This window comes from Marivirga sp. (genome assembly GCF_051117495.1).
Classification (GTDB): domain Bacteria; phylum Bacteroidota; class Bacteroidia; order Cytophagales; family Cyclobacteriaceae; genus Marivirga.
The window spans coordinates 115,021-139,403 of sequence record NZ_JBNPEF010000033.1 but is presented as its reverse complement, the minus strand read 5'-3'; the positions used below and the strand labels follow the sequence as shown (position 1 = coordinate 139,403).

General features: G+C 34.6%; 23 protein-coding genes. 8 read left to right on the top strand and 15 right to left on the bottom strand.

Annotation, left to right across the window (positions count from 1 at the left end; translation table 11 throughout):
- Positions 1-32 precede the first annotated feature (32 nt).
- Positions 33-803 (top strand): helix-turn-helix domain-containing protein, encoded by a 771-nt coding sequence (locus ACFE0M_RS17335; protein WP_434547051.1) that lies wholly within the window; start codon positions 33-35, stop codon positions 801-803.
- A gap of 54 nt (positions 804-857) precedes the next feature.
- On the opposite strand, the gene ACFE0M_RS17330 is transcribed toward ACFE0M_RS17335, so the two are convergent.
- The 11 genes from ACFE0M_RS17330 to ACFE0M_RS17280 form a co-directional block, all read right to left on the bottom strand.
- Complete coding sequence (locus ACFE0M_RS17330) at positions 858-2,045, bottom strand: phosphoglycerate kinase (RefSeq protein WP_434547050.1); 1,188 nt, start codon at positions 2,043-2,045, stop codon at positions 858-860.
- A gap of 16 nt (positions 2,046-2,061) precedes the next feature.
- On the bottom strand, positions 2,062-3,015 hold the full coding sequence (locus ACFE0M_RS17325) for an L-threonylcarbamoyladenylate synthase (protein WP_434547049.1): 954 nt from the start codon (positions 3,013-3,015) through the stop codon (positions 2,062-2,064).
- Between the two features lie 301 nt (positions 3,016-3,316).
- Positions 3,317-4,030, bottom strand: coding sequence for a tetratricopeptide repeat protein (locus ACFE0M_RS17320; protein ID WP_434547048.1), 714 nt, complete (start codon positions 4,028-4,030; stop codon positions 3,317-3,319).
- A 182-nt stretch (positions 4,031-4,212) separates the two neighbouring features.
- Positions 4,213-5,268, bottom strand: coding sequence for a saccharopine dehydrogenase family protein (locus ACFE0M_RS17315; protein ID WP_434547047.1), 1,056 nt, complete (start codon positions 5,266-5,268; stop codon positions 4,213-4,215).
- Positions 5,258-5,797 (bottom strand): NUDIX hydrolase, encoded by a 540-nt coding sequence (locus tag ACFE0M_RS17310; RefSeq protein ID WP_434547046.1) that lies wholly within the window; start codon positions 5,795-5,797, stop codon positions 5,258-5,260. The genes ACFE0M_RS17315 and ACFE0M_RS17310 overlap by 11 nt, the downstream gene beginning before the upstream one ends.
- Before the next feature lie 64 nt (positions 5,798-5,861).
- Positions 5,862-6,305: a hypothetical protein gene (locus tag ACFE0M_RS17305; RefSeq protein ID WP_434547045.1), complete on the bottom strand. Its 444-nt coding sequence runs from the start codon at positions 6,303-6,305 to the stop codon at positions 5,862-5,864.
- A gap of 96 nt (positions 6,306-6,401) precedes the next feature.
- Positions 6,402-7,019, bottom strand: coding sequence for an ABC transporter ATP-binding protein (locus ACFE0M_RS17300; RefSeq protein WP_434547044.1), 618 nt, complete (start codon positions 7,017-7,019; stop codon positions 6,402-6,404).
- 11 nt (positions 7,020-7,030) lie between these two features.
- Positions 7,031-7,810, bottom strand: a complete 780-nt coding sequence (lpxA, locus tag ACFE0M_RS17295; RefSeq protein ID WP_434547043.1) for an acyl-ACP--UDP-N-acetylglucosamine O-acyltransferase — start codon at positions 7,808-7,810, stop codon at positions 7,031-7,033.
- A gap of 45 nt (positions 7,811-7,855) precedes the next feature.
- Entirely contained in the window at positions 7,856-9,250 is a 1,395-nt protein-coding gene (locus ACFE0M_RS17290; RefSeq protein WP_434547042.1) for a bifunctional UDP-3-O-[3-hydroxymyristoyl] N-acetylglucosamine deacetylase/3-hydroxyacyl-ACP dehydratase, read from the bottom strand.
- Positions 9,251-10,300, bottom strand: coding sequence for a UDP-3-O-(3-hydroxymyristoyl)glucosamine N-acyltransferase (gene lpxD / locus ACFE0M_RS17285; protein ID WP_434547041.1), 1,050 nt, complete (start codon positions 10,298-10,300; stop codon positions 9,251-9,253).
- Positions 10,301-10,325: 25 nt separating this feature from the next.
- Positions 10,326-11,546, bottom strand: a complete 1,221-nt coding sequence (locus tag ACFE0M_RS17280) for an HD domain-containing protein (protein WP_434547040.1) — start codon at positions 11,544-11,546, stop codon at positions 10,326-10,328.
- Positions 11,547-11,577: 31 nt separating this feature from the next.
- Between ACFE0M_RS17280 and ACFE0M_RS17275 the strand changes: the two genes are divergently transcribed.
- Genes ACFE0M_RS17275 through ACFE0M_RS17265 form a run of 3 tightly spaced genes read left to right on the top strand, consistent with a single transcriptional unit; the run spans position 11,578 to position 14,801 of the window.
- Complete coding sequence (locus tag ACFE0M_RS17275; protein ID WP_434547039.1) at positions 11,578-13,140, top strand: PglZ domain-containing protein; 1,563 nt, start codon at positions 11,578-11,580, stop codon at positions 13,138-13,140.
- A complete protein-coding gene (gene tsaE, locus ACFE0M_RS17270) occupies positions 13,130-13,579 on the top strand; it encodes a tRNA (adenosine(37)-N6)-threonylcarbamoyltransferase complex ATPase subunit type 1 TsaE (protein ID WP_434547038.1) in 450 nt (149 codons plus the stop codon). Before ACFE0M_RS17275 ends, tsaE begins: the two co-directional genes overlap by 11 nt.
- Positions 13,572-14,801, top strand: coding sequence for an alanine dehydrogenase (locus ACFE0M_RS17265; RefSeq protein WP_434547037.1), 1,230 nt, complete (start codon positions 13,572-13,574; stop codon positions 14,799-14,801). The genes tsaE and ACFE0M_RS17265 overlap by 8 nt, the downstream gene beginning before the upstream one ends.
- A 60-nt stretch (positions 14,802-14,861) precedes the next feature.
- On the opposite strand, the gene ACFE0M_RS17260 is transcribed toward ACFE0M_RS17265, so the two are convergent.
- Complete coding sequence (locus ACFE0M_RS17260) at positions 14,862-16,886, bottom strand: copper-translocating P-type ATPase (RefSeq protein WP_434547036.1); 2,025 nt, start codon at positions 16,884-16,886, stop codon at positions 14,862-14,864.
- Positions 16,887-17,262: 376 nt separating this feature from the next.
- Here ACFE0M_RS17260 and proC point away from each other — a divergent pair, with 376 nt between their 5' ends.
- From proC to ACFE0M_RS17245, 3 genes are read left to right on the top strand one after another with little or no spacing between them, the layout of a single operon-like run.
- Positions 17,263-18,069: a pyrroline-5-carboxylate reductase gene (gene proC / locus ACFE0M_RS17255; RefSeq protein ID WP_434547035.1), complete on the top strand. Its 807-nt coding sequence runs from the start codon at positions 17,263-17,265 to the stop codon at positions 18,067-18,069.
- Positions 18,070-18,085: 16 nt separating this feature from the next.
- The gene (gene proB, locus ACFE0M_RS17250; RefSeq protein WP_434547034.1) at positions 18,086-18,880 is read left to right on the top strand and encodes a glutamate 5-kinase; all 795 of its coding nucleotides are present in this window, start codon (positions 18,086-18,088) and stop codon (positions 18,878-18,880) included.
- Positions 18,881-18,925: 45 nt separating this feature from the next.
- Positions 18,926-20,125: a glutamate-5-semialdehyde dehydrogenase gene (locus tag ACFE0M_RS17245; RefSeq protein WP_434547033.1), complete on the top strand. Its 1,200-nt coding sequence runs from the start codon at positions 18,926-18,928 to the stop codon at positions 20,123-20,125.
- A gap of 53 nt (positions 20,126-20,178) precedes the next feature.
- On the opposite strand, the gene ACFE0M_RS17240 is transcribed toward ACFE0M_RS17245, so the two are convergent.
- From ACFE0M_RS17240 to ACFE0M_RS17230, 3 genes are read right to left on the bottom strand one after another with little or no spacing between them, the layout of a single operon-like run.
- Positions 20,179-20,892 carry a hypothetical protein gene (locus tag ACFE0M_RS17240; RefSeq protein WP_434547032.1) on the bottom strand — a complete coding sequence of 238 codons (714 nt, stop codon included), beginning with the start codon at positions 20,890-20,892 and terminating at the stop codon, positions 20,179-20,181.
- The gene (locus ACFE0M_RS17235) at positions 20,885-21,658 is read right to left on the bottom strand and encodes an LVIVD repeat-containing protein (protein ID WP_434547031.1); all 774 of its coding nucleotides are present in this window, start codon (positions 21,656-21,658) and stop codon (positions 20,885-20,887) included. The genes ACFE0M_RS17240 and ACFE0M_RS17235 overlap by 8 nt, the downstream gene beginning before the upstream one ends.
- A 23-nt stretch (positions 21,659-21,681) precedes the next feature.
- The gene (locus ACFE0M_RS17230) at positions 21,682-22,224 is read right to left on the bottom strand and encodes a hypothetical protein (protein ID WP_434547030.1); all 543 of its coding nucleotides are present in this window, start codon (positions 22,222-22,224) and stop codon (positions 21,682-21,684) included.
- 274 nt (positions 22,225-22,498) lie between these two features.
- Between ACFE0M_RS17230 and ACFE0M_RS17225 the strand changes: the two genes are divergently transcribed.
- Positions 22,499-24,376 carry a tetratricopeptide repeat protein gene (locus ACFE0M_RS17225; RefSeq protein WP_434547029.1) on the top strand — a complete coding sequence of 626 codons (1,878 nt, stop codon included), beginning with the start codon at positions 22,499-22,501 and terminating at the stop codon, positions 24,374-24,376.
- Positions 24,377-24,383 lie beyond the last annotated feature (7 nt).

Below are 24,383 nucleotides of genomic sequence, written 5' to 3'. Positions count from 1 at the left end.
TCGATACGAACTACTTGATGCTAAATAAAAATATGAGCTTGGTTAATAATAATATTAAATATCTCAGAAAGGAGAAGGGCTGGACGCAGCAGGACTTGGCCGATGAACTGGGAGTGAAGCGTCCGCAGATTGGTTCCTACGAAGAGGGCAGGGCAGACCCTAGAATTCAGACATTATTAAAGTTATCCGAACTTTTTAACGTAAGCGTGGATGATTTACTGGGGAAAGATTTATCCAGTCCGATGGTGGTCACTAAGAAGCCAACCAAAGTGTTAGCTATTACAGTGGATAGTCAAGATAGGGAAAATATTGAACTGGTTCCTCAGAAAGCTTCAGCCGGTTATACCAATGGTTATGCAGATCCTGAATATTTGCAGGAACTTCCTCGATTCCAATTACCCAATTTACCTCGAAATAGTACTTACCGTGCTTTTGAAATCAGTGGAGATTCCATGTTGCCTCTTGAGCCGGGCACCATCATTATAGGAGAATATGTAGAAGGTCCAGAGTCAATTCGAAATGGCAAAACCTATATTATCGTAAGTGAGCAGGAGGGGGTGGTTTATAAAAGGGTTTTTAATTATGCTGAGGAAAAGGGCGTTTTGTTTATGGTCTCGGATAATACGGTTTATTCTCCTTATGAAATTCCGATAGGTAGCATAATGGAAATTTGGGAAGCCAAAGCCTTTATTAGCACTCAATTTCCTGATGTGAAAAATACTGAAAATGCCCCTATGAGTCTAAGAGAGCTTACGGACATTGTATTGGAAATTAGAGAAGAAGTGACAAAGTTGAAGAGGTGAGAGCACGAGCTAGATGCTCGTGCTAACTTTTTAGTATTGATTTGAAAATCTAAATCAAGCTTTCAGAGCAGCTACTCCTGGTAATTCTTTACCTTCCATATATTCAAGTAAGGCACCACCGCCAGTGGATACGTAACTTACTTTTTCGCCATATCCAAGGCTATTAACAGCTGCAGCGGAATCACCGCCCCCAATTAAGGAGAAAGCACCATTTTCGGTTGCTTTTACTACAGATTCAGCAATGGATTTTGTTCCTTTAGCAAAATTCTCCATTTCAAAAACACCCATTGGGCCGTTCCACAAGATGGTTTTGGATTCTTCCACTGTTTTCTGAAAAATAGCGGTTGCTTCTGGTCCAATATCCAATCCCATCCAACCGTCTTCTATGGCATGGTTCTGTGCTATTTTCGTATTAGCATCATTGGCAAAGTTGTCTGCTACTACGGAATCAATTGGTAATTTTAATTCAACCCCTTGCTCTTTAGCTTTTTGTATCAGTTCTTTAGCTAAATCTAATTTATCTTCTTCTACAAGTGAGTTTCCTATTTTTCCTCCCATGGCTTTAAAGAAAGTATAAGACATGCCACCTCCAATAATTAGATTATCTACTTTACCTAATAATTTTTCAATAATTAAGATTTTATCAGAAATTTTGGCTCCCCCCATTATGGCGGTATAGGGTTTGTCCGCTTTTTCCAATACTTTATCAGCATTTTCTATTTCAGCTGCCATTACAAACCCAGCCATTTTATCTTCAAAGAATTTTGCCACAATAGTAGTGGAAGCATGGGCACGGTGAGCAGTTCCAAAGGCATCGTTCACATATACATTCCCTAATTTTGAAAGGGCTTTGGCAAATGCTTCATCTCCCTTGGTTTCTCCTTCATGAAAGCGTACATTTTCCAAAAGCAAAACTTCACCATTTTTTAAATTATTAACTGTTGATTCAGCCTTTTCTCCAATAGTATCTTCACTAAAATGAACTTTGGTTCCATAAGCCTTTTCCAAATTCCCAACTATATGTTGCAAAGAGAATTTATTTTCAGGGCCATTTTTAGGTCTGCCAAGGTGCGACATCAATACTGCCTTTCCCCCATCTTCCAATATTTTTTTAATAGTTGGTACGGTAGCTTTTATTCTGGTATCATCAGTTACCTGAAAATCTTTATTCAATGGAACATTTAAATCGACTCTGACTAACGCAGTTTTGTTTTTGAATGAATAGTCTTTAACAGTTTTCATAATTGTGGTTATAAATTTATTCTTTTACGGCTGCTCTTTGCAGTCTGTCATTTATTGCTTTCCCTAGCCCTGTGTTTGGTACTTTTTCAGTAATTATCAAATCTACATCACTCTCATCTAATTTACGAAGATGTGAGAATAAGTTTTGCGCAGCTTCATGCATATCACCAGTTTCTGTTAACACTAATGAGATATCAGCACCTTGATAAACTTTGGAGAATGATAGCGTTCCTATTTTTAAATCAGATTTTTGTTGAATAAGGGTGTTAATATCCCCTAAAATAATATTCTTGCTTGGGGCGTAATGGCTTTTTAACATTCCTGGGGCATCTGGCTTGGAACTGGAATGTGGCAGTATTTTTACTTCACCCACAACTTTTTTGATTTCATCCACTTCTAATCCACCCAGACGATAGATAATAGTATTCCCATTTTCAAATCCTACAATAGTTGATTCTATTCCTATATTACTTATTTCCCCTTCTAAAATATAGGGTATTTTTTCTCCTAATTGCTTTTGTACATGTTCAGAAGTAGTTGGGCTAATGTACCCAAAAGGATTGGCACTGGGAGCTGCTAATGGATAGTCTAATGTTTTAAGTAAGCTTAGTGCTTTAGAATGATTAGGTATCCTGAAAGCCACTCTATCCAATCCAGAGCAGGTTAAATCCGGCACTTTATGGTTCCTTTCTAATAAAATTGTTATGGGGCCAGGCCAAAATGCATTCATCAATTTGTGAGCAGCTTCAGGAATATCTTTAACATATTTTTTAATTGCCTCAATACTGTATGAATGAAGTATAAGTGGGTCAAAATGAGGTCGGTTCTTGACTTCAAAAATTTTGCTTACCACTTCAGCCTTTAGGCCATTTCCTGCCAAACCATAAACAGTTTCTGTCGGTAAGCCAATGAGTTTGTCATCATCTAGAAAGCTTTTCGCCTTATTAATATCGCTGTTAATTTCTGCCATAATTCAAAATGCGAATTTAAGTTAATTTTTTATTGATGCCACGGATTTGTAAATTGAGAATGATATATTTATAATTGATAACACCAAAACAAATTCTAATGAGCAGAAAATCTAGAAATTTAATTAAACTAGTGGCAATAATTATTGTCCTCGTGTTAGTATTTATGGAATTAGAGATTATAGCTATTCCAGCTTTGAACCCATATCAATTTTGGCTTAGTATTGTAGCTTTTGGGATGGTTCTAATAAGTTCTCGATAAAATAACAAAGGAGTAGTTTTTTGCTACTCCTTTGTTATTTTTTATTCATTACAAAATTTCTCGATTGCTTCTATTGCGTCCTGAAATCCTCTGTTTTTTGCTTTTATTAAATCCTCACAGCCTTCTTCTTTTTGATCAGTATTGATCTTTATAAAACCACTCCAGTAATAGTTTTCGCCATTATTTGGGGCTATTTTAATGCTTAAATTCAAAAGACTGTCCGCTTTATTAAATGAACCAAACTGTAATAGGGTTTTCGCACTATTAAGATATGGTATATGATTATTTGGAGAAAGCTTTATAGCAAACCTATTATCCTCTAAAGCGGCATCATATTGTTTTAATTCAAATAGTGCTGTTGCCCTATTGATGTATAAATCTGCATTATTTGGGCGTAAATTTATAGCTGTGTTGTAATCTAATAAGGCATTTTCGTAATTTTTGCTTTCTAAATGCACATTTCCTCTATTATAATACGGCTTATAATTGGTAGAATCAATTTTTATTGATTTTGAAAAATCTTCCTTTGCCTTTGAATAATCTAATAATTGGAGATGCGCTATACCTCTTATATTATATGCTTCTGCATTATCATTATTCTGGGAAATTACTCTATTTAAGTAGTTTATTGCCTCTTTATAGTTTTCGGTTTGCATATTTTTTCTGCTTTCCATTATCAATTCTTCTTCTGACGGGCTACATGAGAAAATAAATGTTGAACTAAATAGTAAAATAAATGTGTTAATCTTGAACATATGTTTAAACAATTAATGTAGTAAAATATAAAAAACCTTACATGAATGACTTAAATGGTATTTGTGCTATTTACGTTTAAAAAAAGCGTTTTACATTTGTATTAAGCTTTACGATTCATTTATTCAAATGGGCGTAATTTTAAGGTTGATAGTTTACCCCGGTTTGGTTCACCGGGGTTTTTTTATGCCCTGTCGATTCTTTCCACATTATCGAATTCCAATATAAAGTCTTTCCCAAATGCTTGAGCTGGAGTTAAATAACCTTTTATCTTAATATCACTTAATTTTAAAGCAGAAGCTAAAGCTGTTTTAGCTGTTAAAAAATATGCCTCTGGAGTAATTAACTCTGCTGTGAAGCTATTTCCATCATTATCCGAAATTGTCCCTAAAACATAGGTTCTGCCTTTTTTTAAATCTTCTTCGCTTGGTCCTTTAACCGATTTTTCAATTTTCCTTCGAACAAAACTCTGAATCCAAGATATCCCTAATAGAAATTTTAAGCCTCTATACTTTTTAATCTTGTTAATCATTTTTGTACTTGCCCCACTAAAGACCTTTATGTTTGGAATCTGGGTTTGATGATAACTAGTCATTAAGTCCCCCCATGGTATGGTCATACACCATTGTTTTCTATGAGCAAATTTTAATTCCTTTACTTCATATGCTAAAGGAACATTCTTTATTTCTTTATTGCTTCTAATAAATCCACCTTTTGAAATGTTTTTAGCCATAGTTACGGCTGTTCCACGCGACATACCAGTTTTAGATCCAACAAATCCTAATTCTAAAGAATTACCGTTAGGCATTTTTTCTTTTAGATAAGCAGCTAAACAATCCGTTGGTACTACATCGAAACCTACGCCTGGAATAAGCGCTATACCAGCTCTTTGGGCTTTTTCATGATATTTCATAATATCCTCAAAAACCCATATTTCTCCTGTAATATCAAGATAGTTTGTTTTTGACTTGATGCAAGCTTCAACCATAGGAATGGCGGTTTCAGAAAAAGGCCCGGCACAATGAATCACGGTGTCGAAATCCTTTAGTAAACTTTCTAGTTTAGCTTTGTCATTTAAATCACATATATGAAAAGGAAATCCAGTATCCCTTGAAATATTTTCGATTGCCTCTTTATTCCTTCCAGACACCTCAACAAGAACGCCTTTGTTTTTTGCTTCTTGGGTAATTAATTTTCCAGTATATCCGTTGGCGCCATAAATTAAAATTTTATGATTCATCTAACATAATTTTAGTTTTGTTTACCATTCTTAAGATTGATGGTTCATTGGTTAAATTTTTCACTTTTTCAATTTCAATCCATTGAAATTTATTGCTTTCTGAATTTATTTGAGTTCTTGTACGATCATTGCAAAAATAAGCAAATCTGACGTCATAATGGTAGTGTTGAGGCACTCCTTTGTTTTCGGGAATCAGATGTATATCGATGTCGAAAATGCCTTTAATTATTAAGCTTAAATCTTCTAAGCCAGTTTCTTCATAGGCTTCTTTCCTTGATACCTTCTCTAAATCCATTTCACCATCAGCATGTCCCCCAGGTTGAAGCCATTTATTTAATTTTTTATGGTGCAACAGTAGAATTTCGTATGAATTAGGATCAATTATCCAAGCGGATGCCGTAAAATGGGCTTGAATATTTTGCCGGCTAAATGCTACCTCTTTTTTTGAATTATAAAGGTGTAACATTTTAATTTTATAGTTTTTTTCCTTTTCTGACTCTGGATTATATTGTTTTAAAACTTGCATCATTTAAAAGCTAGCATAAAAAAAGCCATCTGAAAAGACGGCTTCTATAAAAGGAAATGAATTTATGTTATTGTAGTTCCAAATTAAGGGTAATATTTGTTTCATCATCACCTTCCTTTGGATAAGGTGCAGAGTAACTTAAGGTTAAATCACCATTTTCTTTATTAATATTTCCGATGTTTAAATCACCACCATTTTCTAAAGTGATTACATCAAGATTATCGTTTAAACTAAAGCCACCGCTACTACCCAAAATTGGTTTATGATTTAGATTTGCGTCAGTAAATGCTTGTAATCCTGAAACAGAATAAGTTTTATTACTACCATCAAAATTAATGGAAACACCTGTTAGGTTTTCATCCAAAACATTTGCTCCGACAATATTCCAAGTTCCACTCAATTCCTCTATTCTTTGTTCTTCTGGACTTGGGTCGTCATCTTTTTTACAAGAGCTGAAAATTACAACAAAAGATAATAATAATAAGCTTAAAAGTTTAATGTTCCTTTTCATAATATGTTAATTAGTAATTTATATTCTAATGTATAAAAGTCTGAATTATTGTTCATAATCCAATAAAATATTTATATTTTTTTATTTTTTGCGCAGTTATTTATATTCAATATTAATGATTTTTTTTGTAAAATCATCGTATTCTGCTGGGTCATTTGATGCAATAAGGGTTATTTTTTCCTTAATTGTTCTATTAAGTAAGTCCTTATACCATTCTGTACCATTTTTATCTAAGTGTGAGGTGGGTTCATCTAAAAGGAGGACTTTTGCTTCAAAACCACAGCACAAAATCAATTTCAATCTTTGTTGCATACCAGATGAGAATTCTGATACGACTTTATTCATGCTTTGGTGTAAGTTAGCTTTCTCAATTTCATCCTTTAAATTAAGGTCTTTTCGGATATTCCGAAATTTTGAATGGAAATCTAAATGTTCTTTTAAAGTAAATTCCTCAATTAAATTAAGGTAAGGAGCCGTAATTCCCAATAATTGATGGATTTTTTCTTTTTCAACAAGTTTATTATGATCGAAATATTTAACCTCCCCTTTACTTGGTGCTAAAACCCCAGCAATAATCTTTATTAGGGTTGACTTACCACTTCCATTTTTTCCTGTAATGGCATATACATTATTGGATTCGAATAGGTGATTTAGATTATCGAACAATTTATTTTTAGGATACTTTTTAGAAAGCCCTTCAAGAATTAATTGCATAAATCAGGCTTTTAATTTCCGTAACCCTTCATAATTCCTCTTTCTGATTTTCTTACAAAAGCAGTAATATTATCTCGCTCTTCACTACTTCTAATTAAGGTTTCGATATTCTCAAGTGCCTCAGCATTATTTTTGCCACTTAGGTAAAGGCTTCTATAGATTTCCTGAATGTCATTTATCCTCTCATTGCTAAACCCTCTTCTTCTAAGGCCTACAGAATTTATTCCGCAGTAGGTAAGGGGTTCTCTTGCGGCTTTTACGTATGGAGGAACATCTTTCCTTACCAAAGATCCACCCGATATCATTACATGGCTTCCTATTTTTACGAATTGATGAATTGCAGTGGCACCACCAATAATAGCCCAGTCATCGATTGATACATGACCTCCAACTTGAACTGAGTTAACCAATATACAATTATCCCCTATAACACAGTCATGCGCAATATGGACATACGCCATGATCAACGAATTAGCTCCTATTTTGGTCACTTTTCGATCATTAGTCCCCCGGCTAATATTAACATATTCTCTTATCACTGTTTCGTCCCCAATTTCAGTGGTGGTAACTTCACCGCTGAATTTTAAATCTTGTGGAACTGCTGAGATAGTAGCGCCTGAATATATTTTACATCTTTTGCCAATTCTTGCCCCAGAATTAATGGTGACATTTGGTCCTATCCAAGTGCCGTCTCCGATTTCTACATCCTTATCAATAAAAGTGAAAGGTTCAATAATGACATCTTTCCCAATTTTCGCATCCGGATGAATATAGTTTAATGACTTATACATGTATTTTTATTTTAAGCAAATATGCTTTTAAAACCCTTTAAGGTTTTATTCTTCATCTTTTTTAACAATTCTAGCAGTAAGTGTTGCTTCGCTAACAATACTATTACCCACATACGCATATCCTTGCATTTTGGCTATTCCTCTTTTGATCGGTGCCAAAAGTTCACATTTGAGGATAATGGTATCTCCTGGTCTTACCATTTTTCTAAATCGGCAATTGTCAATACCTAAAAAGTAAGTCCAGTATTCTGATGGTTCATCCACAGAGCTTAAAACCAATATACCTCCAGTCTGTGCCATAGCTTCAATTTGTAAGACTCCAGGCATTACTGGGTTTCCAGGAAAATGACCTTGAAAAAAGTTTTCGTTAATAGTAATGTTTTTTAAACCAATAACAGTTTTATGATCTTGGTGTATGATTTTGTCCACTAATTGAAAAGGATATCTATGTCTTAACATGGAGGATATACCTTCAATATCCATTACAGGTTCAGCATTGGGATCATACTTTGGGGCTGACTTTTCTGCTTTTTTAATATATTTCTTAATTTTTTGGGCAAAAGCCACATTGGTCGAATGCCCTGGTCTTGCTGCTAGAATTTGACCTTTTATAGGTCTTCCCACTAAAGCTAAATCACCCACCACATCGAGTAATTTATGACGAGCAGGTTCATTTTTGAATCTTAACTCAATATTATCTAAAATACCTTCCTCTTTAACTTCTATATTGGGTTTGTTGAAAATTCCAGCCAATTCTTTCAGTTCATCTTCGGAAACCAATTTATCAACCACAACTATAGCATTATTTAAATCACCACCCTTGATTAAGTTGTTATTATAAAGCTGTTGTAACTCATGAAGGAATACGAAAGTCCTACAAGTAGAAATTTCTTTTTTGAAATCCGCAATATTGTTTAAAGAGGCATGTTGGCTTCCTAAAACTTTTGAATTGTAATCAATCATTACAGTAACCCTGTAGTCGTCCACAGGTAATAATGCCATTTCTACATTTTTCTCTTCATCAGTAAGAAACAGGCTTTCGGGAACCTCAAAGAAATTTCTTAATGCATTTTGTTCTTGTAATCCAACAGATTCCAAAGCTTCGTAAAAAAGTTTGGCGCTCCCGTCCATTATTGGGGTCTCCGGGCCATTAACTTCAATTAAGACATTGTCGATTTGTAAACCTACTAAGGCTGATAGAACGTGTTCAACGGTTGAAACTTTAGCTTCGCCTTTTGCAATAGTCGTACCTCTGGAAGTATCCACCACTAAATCAGCATCAGCTTCTATAATAGGTTTTTCGGGTAAATCAACTCTCTGAAATTTTATACCAGAATCAATTTCATCTGGTTTAAATGTTAAGGTAACTTTATGTCCTGTATGCAAGCCTACACCTGAAACACTTACCTCTTTATTAATAGTATGTTGTTTATTATACATTTAGTTCTTTTTTTCAGACGGCAAATTTAAAACTATTTTTTCCAATTGCTGAACTTGTTGGTGTAATTCCGGTAATTTTCTATAGAGCGCATTTGCCTTCAGAAATTGTTTGTGATCGAATCCATGCGTACCTGAAATTACTGTGTTGGTTTTTTTGATGGTTTTTGAAACTCCTGATTTTGCACTTACTGTAGTATAATCGGCAATTTCAATATGTCCTACAACCCCAACCTGTCCGGCTAAAACGCAATTTCTCCCCACTTTAGTAGAACCTGAAATGCCGGCTTGGGAGGCTACAACTGTGTTTTCACCTATTTCGACATTATGGGCAATTTGAACTAAATTATCAATTTTCGCGCCTTTTCTGATTATCGTTGATCCTAAAGTAGCGCAATCGATGGTGCTGTTGGCTCCAATGCTGACATTATCTTCCAAAATGACATTTCCAAGCTGAGGGATTGTTTTATAAGAGCCGTCTGCTTGGGGGGCAAAACCAAATCCATCACTACCTATCACGGCACCTGCTTGGATGTTGCAATTATTGCCAATTTTACAATCAGCATATATTTTTACGCCTTGAAAAATAATAGTATTATCTCCAATGATAACATTGTCACCTATATGTGCTTGAGGATAAATTTTCACATTTTTCCCGATTTTCACATTTTGCCCAATATAAGAAAATGCACCCCTGTAATGGCTTTCTCCAATAGAACTATTGTCACCCATAAAAGATGGTTCTTCTACCCCTAATTTGGCATAGCTCATGATTTTATTATACTCCTCCAAAAGTTGGGTGAAAGCTGAATAAGGATCTTCAACTTTTATTAAGGCTGGCTTAATGACTTTTTTAGGAGTGAAATTGGTTTTGACAATAATGGCGGCCGCATCAGATTGATAGATATAGTTTTCGTATTTATCATTTGATAAAAAGCTGATTGTTTTGGCTTTACCCTCTTCTATTTTCCCCAAATTATCGACCATTCTTTCTCCATCACCTTCTACTATCCCCCCAATCATTTGGGCTATTTGATTTACACTAAACTCCATATTCAGTAATTATGGTTGTAACAATTTACAAAGATACGTTTTTAGGCAGGCATAGGTAATATTTTTTAACTATTTTACTCATCGCTTTGATATTCGGTAAATCTGCTGCTTGAGCTATATCCATTAAATGTCCTTTTTTACTTATAATTTTAATGCTTTTACCTCCTAAAACATAAGCGGCATTCGTGACCTCACCATGGGAAATAAAATATGCGGCCTCTCGGTTTAATAATTTATATTCTTGCGTGATTTTTCCTTTGAGAATGTTGATATCTGCTTTTTTAAGTGGGTCATTACCTAATTTTATTTTAAAAAGGTCCCTTTGTAAAATTCGCTTACTTAAGCTGCTTAATACTTTATCATTATTGTTTTCCCAGATTTTAATCGCATGCCAAATGTCGGAATCATCAAGTTTTGAAAACTGATGAACAATTTTAGGGTTTTCTTGAAATTCCTCCAGGGTAAAATCATTTTCTAAAAAATATTTTAAAGCTGGAGAAATTTGGTCTAAACTATGTACCTCTTTGGCTCTGCTAATTAAATGAACTAACATTCTCTCTGCGCTTAAGGCTGTTTTATGCAGATATACTTGCCAATACATCAACCTTCGGGCATTGAGAAAATTTTCAATACTGTAAATAGCTTTTTCTTCTACTACAATTTCATCATCTATAACATCCAAATGACTAATAATTCTATCCACACTAATATTTCCTTCAGAGACACCTGTGTAAAAGGAATCTCTATTCAAATAATCCAATCTATCTACATCCAACTGACTTGAGATTAGTTGATGAAAGAATTTCCTTTTGTAGGTGTTTTTAAACATGGAAATTGCAGTATCCAGTTGGCCATTAAATTCTTTGTTTAGTATTTTCATAAACTGCAAAGAAATATTTTCATGGGTAATGCCTTTTATAAGACTATATTCCAAGGCATGAGAAAATGGCCCGTGACCTACATCATGGAGTAAAATGGCAATTTGTGCTGATTCATATTCCATCTCATTAACACTGACTCCTTTCTCCTTTAAATGATCCAGAGCCAAGCCCATTAAATGGGTGGCTCCCAAAGCATGATGGAAACGAGTATGGGTTGCTCCCGGATAAACCAGCTCGCTTAAACCCAGTTGTCGAATTCTGCGTAAGCGTTGAAAATAGGGGTGATTGAAAATACTGAAAAGTAATTCACTCTTTATTGTAATGAATCCGTAAATCGGATCGTTTACCTTTTTTATCTTCTTCAAATCAAATAATTTTAAAGCTCAAATATACACTATGCAAAATTACCAAATCTTATGGGCAGATGACGAAATTGATCTGCTAAAACCACATATTATATTTTTAGAGAACAAAGGTTATCAAATTACTCCGGTTAATAATGGTTCGGAGGCTGTAGATTTATGTAAAGAACAAAAATTTGATATTGTTTTTCTGGATGAAAATATGCCGGGCATGACAGGTTTGGAAACTTTGAGCTTAATCAAAGGCAATAAGCCTAATTTACCGGTGGTCATGATTACCAAAAGTGAAGAAGAATATATAATGGAAGAGGCCATTGGTTCTAAAATTGCGGATTATCTAATTAAACCTTTAAATCCAAACCAAATTCTTCTTTCCGTAAAAAAGATTTTAGATAATCAACGATTGGTAACCGAAAAAACCAATCAGAGCTATCAACAGGATTTCCGAAATATAAGTATGGCCTTTGGGGATAATATGGATCACCAAGAATGGGCTGAAATGTATAAAAAGTTGGTTTTTTGGGATTTGGAAATTGATCAAACGGATGATCAAAGTATGTCAGAAGTCCTTTCTATGCAACACTTGGAAGCCAATTCCAACTTTGCGAAGTTTATCGATGATAATTATGAAGGATGGTTGAACGATTACCAGGATGAAGCTCCATTATTAAGTCATCAATTAATGGAAGAAAAAGTTTTTCCAAAATTAGGAGATGAACCAGTCTTTTTCATAGTTATTGATAATTTGAGATTTGATCAATGGAAATTGATAGAACCAGAAATTCTGAAATATTTCAATATTGAGGAGGAGGATAATTATTATTCCATTTTACCGACCACCACTGCTTATTCAAGAAATTCAATTTTTTCAGGATTGTTACCTGATGAGATGGCTAAAAAGCACCCTGATTTGTGGGTTACGGAAGATGATGATGAGGGCAAAAATAATTTTGAAGATAAGTTTTTGGAAAGACAATTGAAGCGGAAAAATATCCCTGGCAAATTCACTTACAACAAAATTGTAAATGTAAACCAAGGCAAGCAAGTTTTAGAGCATGTTTCAGCTATGATGGACCATAGTTTGAATGTTTTGGTCTATAACTTTGTGGACATGCTTTCCCATGCCAGAACAGATATGAAAATGATTAGAGAATTGGCACCGGATGAATCTGCCTATAGATCTTTAACAAAAAGCTGGTTTTTACATTCACCCCTTTTAGATTTGCTGAAAAGGATTTCTTCCAAAAAAGCTAAAGTAGTGATTACCACCGATCATGGTACCATTAGGGTTAAGAAGCCATTTAAAATTGTGGGCGATAGAAACGTAAATAGTAATCTAAGATACAAGCAAGGAAAAAATTTGGGGTTTAAGAAGAGTAATGATGTTTTGGAAGCACCCAAACCAGAAAGATTTCATCTTCCTAAAATTAATGTGAGTACTTCCTACGTATTCACTAAGGGAGAAAGCTTTTTTGCCTATCCGAACAATTATAATTACTACGTAAACTACTTTAAAGATACCTTTCAACACGGAGGAGTTTCAATGGAAGAAATGATTATTCCCATTATTTCATTAACTTCGAAGGATGGAAAGTGAAATCTCTGAAAATATATCGTTTTCGGATGTAGAATTAAGTGATTTGCCCCAAACTGTTGCTACAATTTATGATTTTGGTAAAAATTATAATATTTGGCTTTTCAAGGCAGAAATGGGTGGGGGTAAAACTACATTCATTAGCAAATTATGTGATTTTTTAAAAGTGGAAGATCATGTAAGTAGTCCTACTTTTGCTTTAGTAAATGAGTATAGGTCAGGTAAAGTGGGGACGATATTTCATTTCGATTTTTACAGAATTAAAAATGAGCAAGAAGCATTTGAAATAGGAGTGGAGGATTATTTTTACTCTGGGAACCTCTGTTTAATTGAATGGCCGGAAATGATACCTTCTTTTATTCCAGATCAATTTTTATTGATTGAGATTAATCTTTCCCATGATAGATCCAAAAGGAATTTTAAAATAAGTAAACATGGCTAAGGAAGTTTCTAGAAAAGGCTTTGATGTTTTGGCAAGGAAAAGCGCACTCTATCCTCAAGAAGAGTTGTTAGAAGTGGAACGTGGTAAAAATGCTATGCAAATTGGGGTGCCCAACGAGATTTCATTACAAGAAAAAAGAGTGCCCTTGACTCCGGGTGCCGTAGCTTTATTAACCAATAATGGCCATGAGGTAATTGTTGAAAGTGGAATGGGCTTAAGCAGTAACTTTCCTGATAATGAATATAGCGATGCGGGCGCAAAAATTGTCTATTCCGCAAAGGAAGCTTACGAGGCTCAATTGGTTGTAAAAATAGAACCTCCTATCAAGAAAGAAATTGAGATGTTCAAACCTGGAAGTTTCTTGATTTCTGCTCTTCAATTTGGACAATTAAACAAGGAATATTTTGAATTATTGAACCAGAAAAGAATTAATGCAATCGGCATTGAATTGATTGAAGACAAGGTAGGTGGAATGCCAGTTGTGCGCGCCATGAGTGAAATTGCTGGAATATCTGCCATTCAGATCGCTACTGAATTGCTAAGTAATTTAAATGATGGAAAAGGCATTATCTTAGGAGGAATTACAGGTGTTAGGCCAACCAAAGTAGTGATTTTGGGTGCCGGAACTGTTGGTGAATATGCCGCTAGGGCCGCATTGGGTCTTGGGGCAAACATTGAAATTTACGATAACCATATCTATAAATTAAGGCGGATTAAACATGCTTTAGGACAACCTGTTCATACGAGTACTTTGGATACCGTTATGTTAAGCGACTCATTAATGGAAGCAGATGTATTGATTTGTGCTATTCGGGCTGAAAAAGGCAGGAATCGTTGCATTGTGACAGAGGAAATGGTGATGAATATGCGTAAAAATGCTGTGATTATTGATGTGAGCATCGATCAAGGCGGCTGTGTGGAAACTTCCGAAGTTACCACTCACGATAATCCTACTTTTAAAAAATTCGATGTTATTCATTATTGTGTCCCCAATATTGCTTCTCGTGTATCAAGGACAGCCAGTAATGTGGTCAGTAATATATTAACACCTATGTTATTGCAAGCTGGGGATGTAGGAGGAATAGAGGAAATGATATTTAGCCATTCTTGGTTTATGAAAGGAGTCTATACTTATAAGGGTAGCTTGACTAATATGCATTTGGCAAAAAAATTCAATCTGAAATACAAGGAGTTGAGCTTATTGATGGCGGCCAGGTTTTAAATTATTTTCAATTTGTTCAATCCTTATTTAAGTGATTTTGAGACAGATTAGTGTTGTTTTTTATTGAGTATTTTTCATTTTCCTTTTCAATAATTGAGCATTTAAAGCCACTAATATGGTGCTTAAGCTCATCAAACCTGCTCCAACAGCTGGACTTAAAATGATTCCTGTAAATGCCAGTGCTCCTGCTGCCATTGGTATCGCAAAGATATTATAACCCGCTGCCCAAAAAAGATTTTGCATCATCTTTTGATAGGTTGATTTACCGAAATTTAGTAAATGGACAATGTCCATTGGATTGCTATTGACCAAAATAATATCTGCTGTTTCTGCTGCCACATCAGTTCCTGAACCAATAGCAATTCCTACGTCTGCTTTAGCTAAGGCAGGTGCATCATTTACGCCATCACCGGTCATAGCTACTATTTCGTCATTATTTTGTAAATCATCTATTATTTTTTGCTTGTCTTCTGGCAATACTTCAGCATAATAATTATCCAGACCTAATTCACTGCTGACTGATTTGGCTACTGCCTCATTATCCCCTGTAGCCATGATGACTTTCAATCCATTTTCCTTTAATAATTTCACCGCCTCGTATGATTCTTCCCTTATTTGATCTGCTAAAGAAATATACCCTAATAAGACGTGCTCTTTCAGAATAAAAATTATCGTTTCAGCTTTTTCATTTTTTATGTCTTTCGGTAAATCAATTTTGTTTTCTTCCAGATATCCGGGGCTCACAATTTTAAATAATTGTTCTTTGATTTTGGCTTGAATTCCCTCACCTGTCAAATTTTCAAAATCGGATATTTCTTCAAAATCTAATTGCTCTTCTTTGTGTTTTTGCAATATTCCTGTTGCAATGGGGTGTTCCGATTCCTTTTCAATTGAAGCTGCTATTTTTAGAATGTCTTCATCTTTAAATTTGTCTGAAGTACTTTTAAACTGATTTACTACAAAATTTCCTTTTGTGAGCGTCCCAGTTTTATCAAAAATAATGGTGGTGATATTGCGAGCATTTTCAAATGCAGTTCTATTTCTTATCAATAGTCCGTTTTTTGCAGAAACTGATGTAGAGATAGCCACTACCAATGGCATGGCCAATCCCAAGGCATGTGGACAAGCAATAATCATGACCGTTACCATTCTTTCTAAGGCGTAATCAAATTCATTACCTTGCCATAGCCAAATACTTAGGGTGATAATTCCTGAAAACAAGGCGATATAAAATAACCAAGCGGCCGCTTTATTGGCGAAATTTTGTGTTTTGGATTTGGTCTCTTGCGCAGATTTCACCATTTCTACCACTTTATTTAAGTAGGTGCCCTCACTATCTTTTTTTATTTTAAATTGGATGGAGGAGGAACCATTTACAGAGCCACCAATTACTTCATCGCCTTCTTTTTTACTCACGGGTTTTGATTCCCCTGTAATCATAGATTCGTTGATGTCACTTTTGCCTTTTTCAATGATGCCGTCTGCCGGGATTTTTTCTCCTGGTTTTACTAAAACTAAATCCCCAGCTTCCAATTCAGCTATCTTTACTTCTTTTGTATTTCCATTACCATCTAATTTCAATGCAGTAGATGGGAGTAGTTTTGCCAATTCCTCAACGGCACCTGATGCGCCCATAACAGATTTCATTTCAATCCAGTGGCCCAATAGCATGATGGCTATTAAGCTGGCTAATTCCCAAAAGAATATTTTACCTTCCAATCCAAAAACAACAGCGGAGCTATAAAAATAAGCCACGCCAATAGCTAGGGCAATTAAAGTCATCATGCCAGGTGAACGATCATCGATTTCATCCTTAAGACCTTTTAGAAATGGAAAGCCGCAATAGAAAAAGACAACAGTTGAAATACCGAATTGAATAAATCGGTCATACTGAAATCTTAATTCATACCCCAGTAATTCCTGAATCATAGGAGCTAAAATCATTATGGGTATAGTAAGTATTATGGATATCCAAAAACGCTTTTTGAAATCTTTAATCATTTCTGCATGATGTTCATGGTGATCATGGTTTTCATGCTCATGATTATTATCATTATGATGATGATTTTGATGATCTGAAGGCATAATAAAATATTTTAATATTGAAAATGCTTATCTATATTATAAAGGGAATTTCATTCGGAAGGTTACAGTTCGAGATTTTATGTTTTTGATTATTCGTAATATTGAATATTTCCAGCCTTATAAGTGCATGTTACTGCCATTATTACAGGATTCCGACTATATGACACTAATCTTTGTGGTGGATGAGTTTTTCAAAAATAAATTTAGAATTTAATGGATTTAATTTGTAACTTATTGTAAACTAATGTATTGTGATGAAAATATTTTCTGGATTTGCCGCTATTTATCCTCTTTCTACTTTTCAATGCACAATGCTTGCATGTCAGTTACCAGATTTCTTATTAAATTTATATATAAATAAACAAATAACTTACTTATGAAAGTACTAGTAATAGGAGCTGGAAATATGGGATTAGCATATGCTAAAGCCTTGGTTAAATCTGAATTTCTATCAAACCATAACTTAATGATTTCAGATACCAGTCCTGAAAAAACTGAGGAACTTAAGAAAATCAGTCGCTTTGATGTTTTCACCAATTTGTCAGATTGCCTTCCAAAAGCAGATATTATATTCATTGCCGTGAAGCCTTATCATACGGATGAGTTGTTTGAAGAACTTAAGCCTATGATGTCTCCTGATCAAATTGTAATTTCCATTATGGCAGGAGTAACCATTCAAAGCATGAAGGATGGATTGGGAATAAGTAAGGTGGTAAGGGCTATGCCTAACCTTCCTGCTCAAGTGGGAAAAGGCTTAACTTCTTTTACCGCTTCAGATGAAGTTTCAAGATTAGAACTTTCAACTGTCGAGAATTTACTGGATACTACTGGTCGGTCTGTAAGATTGGATACGGAAAATGATGTGGATGCTTCCACCGGTATTTCAGGAAGTGGGCCAGCTTATGTTTTCTATTTTATGCATTCTATGATGGAAGCAGCCAAGAAAATGGGTTTTTCTGTTCATGATTCAAAAGTATTAGTTGGGACAACTTTCGAAGGAGCTGTGGAATTATTTAATAAATCTGATTTAAGTCCTGAAGGTTGGATGAAAAGAGTAGCCTCGAAAGGTGGGACAACCCGAGCTGCCTTAGATTCAATGGAAGATAATAATATCAAACAATTGATTGAAGATGCTGCTTATGCGGCATTTAACAGGGCAGTAGAATTAGGAAAAGAATCATAAATTATAATATTGAATTGTGAAAACACATAGCAAAAGGGTAGTAGTAAAAATCGGAACTAATGTGATGACCAATAAGGATAATCGCATTGTTGTTCCTATTTTGAAGAGGATTGTTGATCAAGTTGCACGACTTTATGAAGAGGATGTTATGACAGTCCTTATTTCATCAGGTTCTGTAATTGCGGGTAAGGAAGTACTGGATGATAATGAAATTGATACAATTGATAATGCAGCACAAAGAAGACAGGTTTATTCTGCGGTTGGGCAACCAAGAATGATGCGTCATTACTATAGTATATTTCATGATTATGGGATGAGATGTGCTCAAGTTTTGGCAACAAAACGTGATTTCGACTTTGGAAGACATAGAGATAATATGATTAATTGTTATGAAGGCTTATTATCTCAGGGAATTATTCCAATTGCCAATGAAGATGATGCCGTATCCTTATCAATGTCCATGTTCTCTGATAATGATGAATTGGCTAGTTTGGTAGCTGAATTGATTGATGCAGATGCTTTAATTTTATTGACAGATACTGATGGTATTTTTGATGGACATCCAGATCATGATGACTCAAATGTTATTAAAAGTGTAAGTACCGATCAGGAAGTGGAACAATTTATTCAGGAATCCGATAAAAAAGAAGGGGAAGGTCGTGGAGGAATGGAATCCAAGATCAATGTGGCTAAAGGAGCCGCAAACAAAGACATCGTTACCTACATTGCCAATGGTAAACGAGAAGATGTGATAATTGACATTGTACATGGAAAAGATGTCGGAACTAGAATTTTCAAAGAAGAAGAATAAATCTTCTCAAGTAAAATTATTTTAAACAAAAATTAATACGCTTTTATGAAGCTCTTAAATACAGAATTAAAAAATGCAGTATTGCAATCGATGATAGATAATCTTGATAAAGAAAGAGATGCTATTATTGCTGCAAATAAAAAAGATTTAGATTCATTTGACAGAGATGATCAAGCTCTTTATGACCGTTTGGTTGTGGATTCGGCAAAAGTTGATGACATGATTCGTGCGGTACGTGAAGTGAAAGATCAGGATGATCCTGTTGGAACTGTTATAAGTGAAGATAAACTTGAAAACGGTTTACATATAACCAATAAAGCAGCGCCCTTCGGAACCATTATGATTATTTACGAATCTCGTCCTGATGTGACTATTGAAGCGGCTGTTTTAGCATTTAAGGCTAACAATAAAATATTATTGAAAGGTGGTAAAGAAGCACACCACAGTAATGAGGAGTTGGTGAAATGTTGGCATCAGTCCTTAAAGGATAATGGTTTGGCAGAAAGCTGGATTCAATATCTGAAAATGGACAGGACCACTACTCAGGAATTTTTAAGAAACCCTGACCAGCCTTTGGATTTAATAGTCCCAAGAGGAGGTGAGCGATTAATTGATTTCGTTAAAGAGCATGCTAAATGTGCTGTTTTAGTCAGTGGTAGAGGAAATAATTTTGCTTATGTGGCACCTGATGCTGATATGGATAAAGTTATTCCGGTACTGATCAATGCTAAGACGGATAAAATCTCTGGTTGTAATGCTTTAGATAAAATTTTGGTAGATGAAAATCATCCTGAGTTTGAAGAAACACTTAAAGCTATTGAGAAAGCCTTAACTGATAAAGGTGTTCAAATTGTAGCGAGTGGTAAAGTTATTGGTCAATTGGAGACAAATGAAAAAATCGATAGCGAGGATGTTTGGTATGAGGAATTCTTGGCCATGAAAGCAGCAATCACTTCAGTAAATGGATTGGATGATGCTATTGAATTTATCAATAAATATTCTGGAGGACATTCCAATATAATCCTAACCGAAACTCAAGAAGATGCCGAGAAATTCATGGAGCAAATTGATAGTGCGGCTGTTTATCATAATGCATCTACCCGTTTTACTGACGGTGGTCAAATGGGCGTAGGAGCGGAGTTAGCAATCAGTACTGACAAATTGCACCATAGAGGACCATTAGGCCTGAAACAGCTAGTGACTAATAAATACTATGTCCTTGGAAATGGACAAGTGAGAAAATAAATTAGTTTTGAATCAAAAAAAGGTTTGCCAAGTTGGTAAACCTTTTTTAATACTTAATGCCAGAGATTATAAGCCAGTTGAAATCCAAGTCTTAATTTTATCATACCGCCAGTTTGTAAATCACTAACTTGACCTCTAGTATTGAAAAATTTATCAGGTTTTGCCAGAACCTTATCAATTTCAGAATATTCTTGAACATATCGGTATCCTATGCCTGCAAAGATTGTGATGTAAAAAGGATCATAATCATATATTTTCCCTAATTTTAAATTCAATCCCGGTACTATTCTATCCACTCTTGAATCATAAAATCTGTAATATTCACAATCTCCAAACTGCTCATTACAGCTATAGCCAGCTATCCTTTCAGAATTAAAACTTGTCCAATAAAATTGTGGTTCAATATCAAAAAAAGTTAATGAGTTATAAGGGTAATTATTTTTCAAGTTTAAGAAAAAACGATAATAGAAATAGGCTTTAATACCGTAAATTTCAGAGTACCAACTTTGCTCATTTTGCAGTTTAAGACCTTCGATATTATAGATATATCCTAATTCGCCACCAATAGCACTTTTATTGCCAACAGTTTTCATTAACCCAATATCAATTGAATTATAATTTTCAAAGGATGAGCTTAATGACAAATAAGAAAGCAATAAAGATGCAGGCTCAGATTTACTGCTGTCTTCTTCTAATGGTTTATTTTGTGCAAGGCAATTCGAATTTGAAATGCTCGCCACTAAAATGATAAATATCAATTTATTCATTTGCCTGGGTACTCAAAATTTGACTTAATTCCTTTAAATTATGAGGGTCTTCATAGTCATATTGAAATATCCCGTTTTTACCAGTAATAATCAATTCTTTCCTGCCATAATTAGTAATTACATCATAGCTTGGAATGCTGTCATAATGAGATACTAACTGTGGATTGGCTCTGTCTTTTATATTAAATACTTTAAACCCATAATCTCCTTCGCAAACAAAAAGTACCGTGTCACTAACGGAAAGACCATGAGGGTTTTCCATTGGAATTGTTTTTAATAATTGCGGATTTCTTAAATCGGAAACATCCACTACTTCCATTCTATCATTTCCTGTTTGGCAGGTGGTCCCACTTCTTAGCGTTACATAGGCTATACTATTTGAAACCACAACAGGATCACAAGCAAATGAATGCTCGAAATCAGATAAGTAAGTTGGAACAGGATCATTTTCAACTGAATAGATCTTCATGCCCCATTGTGTCCCTAGAAATAAATAGTTTTCATAAGGGAAAATGGTTTCTACCCCATCGCCCACATTCTCTGTTCCCAATAAGTTAGGATTTTCAGGATTACTGATATCAAATGTTTTTAAAGTGCTTTCATCTACTATATAAAGATAGCCTTTCAGAAAAGTAAACCTGGCCATTGAGCCGCCTTTTCCTTCACCTGATGCATCAAATTCAGAATCATTCATACATGAGGTGAAAATGACTGTGATGATTAGTAGGAAGATATTTATTGGAGAATATAGTTTAAAATTTTTCATGACTTAATGATAGTTTAAGGAGATTAACGATAACATTTCGGAGATTGGAGAGTGGTATATTCCCAACCAATGACTAAGCCTTTTTCAGGATCGGGGCATTCAAAATAGACTCCTTCTTGTTGAGGATACTGAGATCCAAAGGGAAACACATCCTTCACTCTTGAGGCTACTTTCACATTTTCCGGATTGCTAATGTCGATTGCCAATAAATCTGAAGCTTGATCTGCATATAAAATGTTATTTCGGACAGCCACATCATTGCTTCCAGTAACCTGAATAAAACCAATGTTTTGTGGGTTTTCTGGATCCTCATTGTCAAATACATGTATTCCTTTCAAACGATCTACCAAAAGAAGATAATCATTTATTACATATATTTTCCCGGGATCTTGGATTTCCCTGGGGGATAGAGTTTTTATCTCTCTTTCGCTTTCTGTAGCATAGATAGGTCTGTATCCTTCCACTTCATCCACATCAAAATCTGGGACATTTTCCCATCCTTCACAGGATGATAAGGTGATTGTGAGAAGGCAAAATGTTAATAGTTTTAGTAAGTTTGTTTTCATTGCTTCCATGAATTAAGAGTTCGATTAAATGACACATGTACTTTTAGAATGGTTGTAAACCAATTCCTTCAATGTGGAAATATTTATTCTACTAATCCTATTGTATCTAGGTAAATATCCATCTTTAAAATATTACTTTTTCAAATATTTATAGCATCTTAGCAAGAGAGAAATAAATATGAACAGTAAGCAAATATTCTTTTTTTTAACACTATTTATTTTTTGTTTTAGTTCTTATTCCCAAAGAAAAGCTAATACAAAAGATAGCACAGAAGTGAATAGGCTAAATAATCTGTTTAAGATTCAATATAGAAGTCAGCCGGCCAAAAGCTTTGAGTATGCCACTACTGCTTTGGAAATATCCAAAAGGATTAATTTCCTACAAGGGGAAGCTACCGCCTTGAATAATTTAGGTGTTTATTACAAGCAAAAGGGCGATTATGATAAAGCTTTGAAAAATTTCAAGCTGTCTTTTAACCTTTACGATTCACTGGATGACAAAGTAGGCATTGGTAAATCCTTGAGCAATATCGGGAATATTTATTCTATAAATGAGGATTTTGAAAGAGCTTTGGATTATTACACCGATGCCAAAGAAATCTTTTATGAGCTTAATGATAATCCTAAATTATTAAGAATATTAAATAATATTGGTAATATTTATTTGGACCAAGGGCAAGAATTAGAGGCAGAAAACTACTATCGCCAAGTATTGAAGATTTATGAAAATGATCCCGAAAAATCTTTATTATTTGATCCTTATAGCAATATTGGGAAGATTTATTTTGATAGACAGGAATTCGATAGTGCACTTTATTATTTCAATAAATCCTTAAAAAAAGAAGAGTCAGCTGATAATAAATTTGGGGTTTCATCAGCTTTGGTGAAAATTGCCCGACTGCACAATGCTAGAGGAAGTCATTTGGCGGCAAAAAATGCAGCTTTGGATGCTGTTGATATAGCCAATGAAATAAATGCAAAACCCATTTTGTTAGATGCTTACAGCACGCTTGCTGAAGTTTACCTCCATTTGGAAGATTTGGAGAATTCCTATGTCTATATGAATCAATATCATATCATGAATGATAGTATCTTCAATGAATCATCTCGTAGGGCAATAGCTGAATTGGAAAAAAGCATAGAGCTAGAGCAAAAAGAAAAGGAAATTGCATTATTAAAGAAAGAATCAGAGATAAAGGATTTACAATATCAGAACAGCCAATTGTATATTTTTGGATCAGTTGCATTTTCCATTTTATTGCTGGCATTGGCGATAATTTCATTTCTGAAATTTAAACAAAACAGAAAAGCAAAATCATTGCTTGAATATCAAAATCATCAGATCCTTAAAAGTAAACAAGCCATTGAAATCCAAAAGATGAAGCTTGAAAGTTGGAATCAGAATATTACGGATTCCATAGAATATGCTAAAAGCATACAAGAAGGCATTATGAACAAAAATAATTTTAAGGAAAATATCCCTTCCTCTTTTGTTTATTATCAGCCAAAAGATATAGTAAGTGGTGATTTTTATTGGTATTCCCGGCAGGCCGGATGTGATATTTTAGCATTGATCGATTGCACTGGCCATGGGGTAGCCGGAGCTTTTATGACGGTTATTGCCAATGCCACTATGAATCAAATTGTGAATGAAGAAAAAGAAATCGAGCCCCACAAAATATTGACCAAATTGGATATTAAAGTGATGGATATTTTGAAGCAGAAGGAAGTTACGACCAGTAATCATAGCATGGATGTAGCATTGTGCAAAATTGACCATAAAAAGAAAGTAGTTACTTTCTCGGGTGCGAAAAGACCACTTTATGTGGTGGAAGATGGAGTGCTTAGGGAATTCAAAGGCAATAATTTTACGGTAGGTGAATGTTTTAATAGTCCTGATAAAAAATTCACTTTTCAAGAAATAGATTTAGCACAAAATCAAACTTTTTATTTGAGCTCTGATGGTTATGCCGATCAGTTTGGGATCAACACACAGAAAAAATATCTCCGAAAAAGATTTAAATCTCTTTTAGAAAGCATATCAAAAAAAAGCATGCCCGAACAAGAAAAGAGCCTTGATCTTGAAATGAAAAGATGGCAGGGCGAAATGGAACAAACAGATGATATGTTGGTGATTGGGATTAGGGTTTGAGTTTACA

Excerpts from the sequence above, each read along its gene's own strand:
- tsaE (WP_434547038.1), top strand. The coding sequence starts at position 13,130 with ATGGAAAGTGAAATCTCTGAAAATATATCGTTTTCGGATGTAGAATTA.
- ACFE0M_RS17230 (WP_434547030.1), bottom strand. The coding sequence starts at position 22,224 with ATGAAAACAAACTTACTAAAACTATTAACATTTTGCCTTCTCACAATC.
- ACFE0M_RS17315 (WP_434547047.1), bottom strand. The coding sequence starts at position 5,268 with ATGAATCATAAAATTTTAATTTATGGCGCCAACGGATATACTGGAAAA.
- ACFE0M_RS17235 (WP_434547031.1), bottom strand. The coding sequence starts at position 21,658 with ATGAAAAATTTTAAACTATATTCTCCAATAAATATCTTCCTACTAATC.
- ACFE0M_RS17330 (WP_434547050.1), bottom strand. The coding sequence starts at position 2,045 with ATGAAAACTGTTAAAGACTATTCATTCAAAAACAAAACTGCGTTAGTC.
- ACFE0M_RS17265 (WP_434547037.1), top strand. The coding sequence starts at position 13,572 with ATGGCTAAGGAAGTTTCTAGAAAAGGCTTTGATGTTTTGGCAAGGAAA.
- ACFE0M_RS17325 (WP_434547049.1), bottom strand. The coding sequence starts at position 3,015 with ATGGCAGAAATTAACAGCGATATTAATAAGGCGAAAAGCTTTCTAGAT.
- lpxA (WP_434547043.1), bottom strand. The coding sequence starts at position 7,810 with ATGTATAAGTCATTAAACTATATTCATCCGGATGCGAAAATTGGGAAA.
- ACFE0M_RS17320 (WP_434547048.1), bottom strand. The coding sequence starts at position 4,030 with ATGTTCAAGATTAACACATTTATTTTACTATTTAGTTCAACATTTATT.
- lpxD (WP_434547041.1), bottom strand. The coding sequence starts at position 10,300 with ATGGAGTTTAGTGTAAATCAAATAGCCCAAATGATTGGGGGGATAGTA.
- ACFE0M_RS17240 (WP_434547032.1), bottom strand. The coding sequence starts at position 20,892 with ATGAATAAATTGATATTTATCATTTTAGTGGCGAGCATTTCAAATTCG.
- ACFE0M_RS17305 (WP_434547045.1), bottom strand. The coding sequence starts at position 6,305 with ATGAAAAGGAACATTAAACTTTTAAGCTTATTATTATTATCTTTTGTT.
- ACFE0M_RS17260 (WP_434547036.1), bottom strand. The coding sequence starts at position 16,886 with ATGCCTTCAGATCATCAAAATCATCATCATAATGATAATAATCATGAG.
- ACFE0M_RS17300 (WP_434547044.1), bottom strand. The coding sequence starts at position 7,019 with ATGCAATTAATTCTTGAAGGGCTTTCTAAAAAGTATCCTAAAAATAAA.
- ACFE0M_RS17310 (WP_434547046.1), bottom strand. The coding sequence starts at position 5,797 with ATGATGCAAGTTTTAAAACAATATAATCCAGAGTCAGAAAAGGAAAAA.
- ACFE0M_RS17290 (WP_434547042.1), bottom strand. The coding sequence starts at position 9,250 with ATGTATAATAAACAACATACTATTAATAAAGAGGTAAGTGTTTCAGGT.
- ACFE0M_RS17335 (WP_434547051.1), top strand. The coding sequence starts at position 33 with ATGAGCTTGGTTAATAATAATATTAAATATCTCAGAAAGGAGAAGGGC.
- ACFE0M_RS17245 (WP_434547033.1), top strand. The coding sequence starts at position 18,926 with ATGAAGCTCTTAAATACAGAATTAAAAAATGCAGTATTGCAATCGATG.
- ACFE0M_RS17275 (WP_434547039.1), top strand. The coding sequence starts at position 11,578 with ATGCAAAATTACCAAATCTTATGGGCAGATGACGAAATTGATCTGCTA.
- proC (WP_434547035.1), top strand. The coding sequence starts at position 17,263 with ATGAAAGTACTAGTAATAGGAGCTGGAAATATGGGATTAGCATATGCT.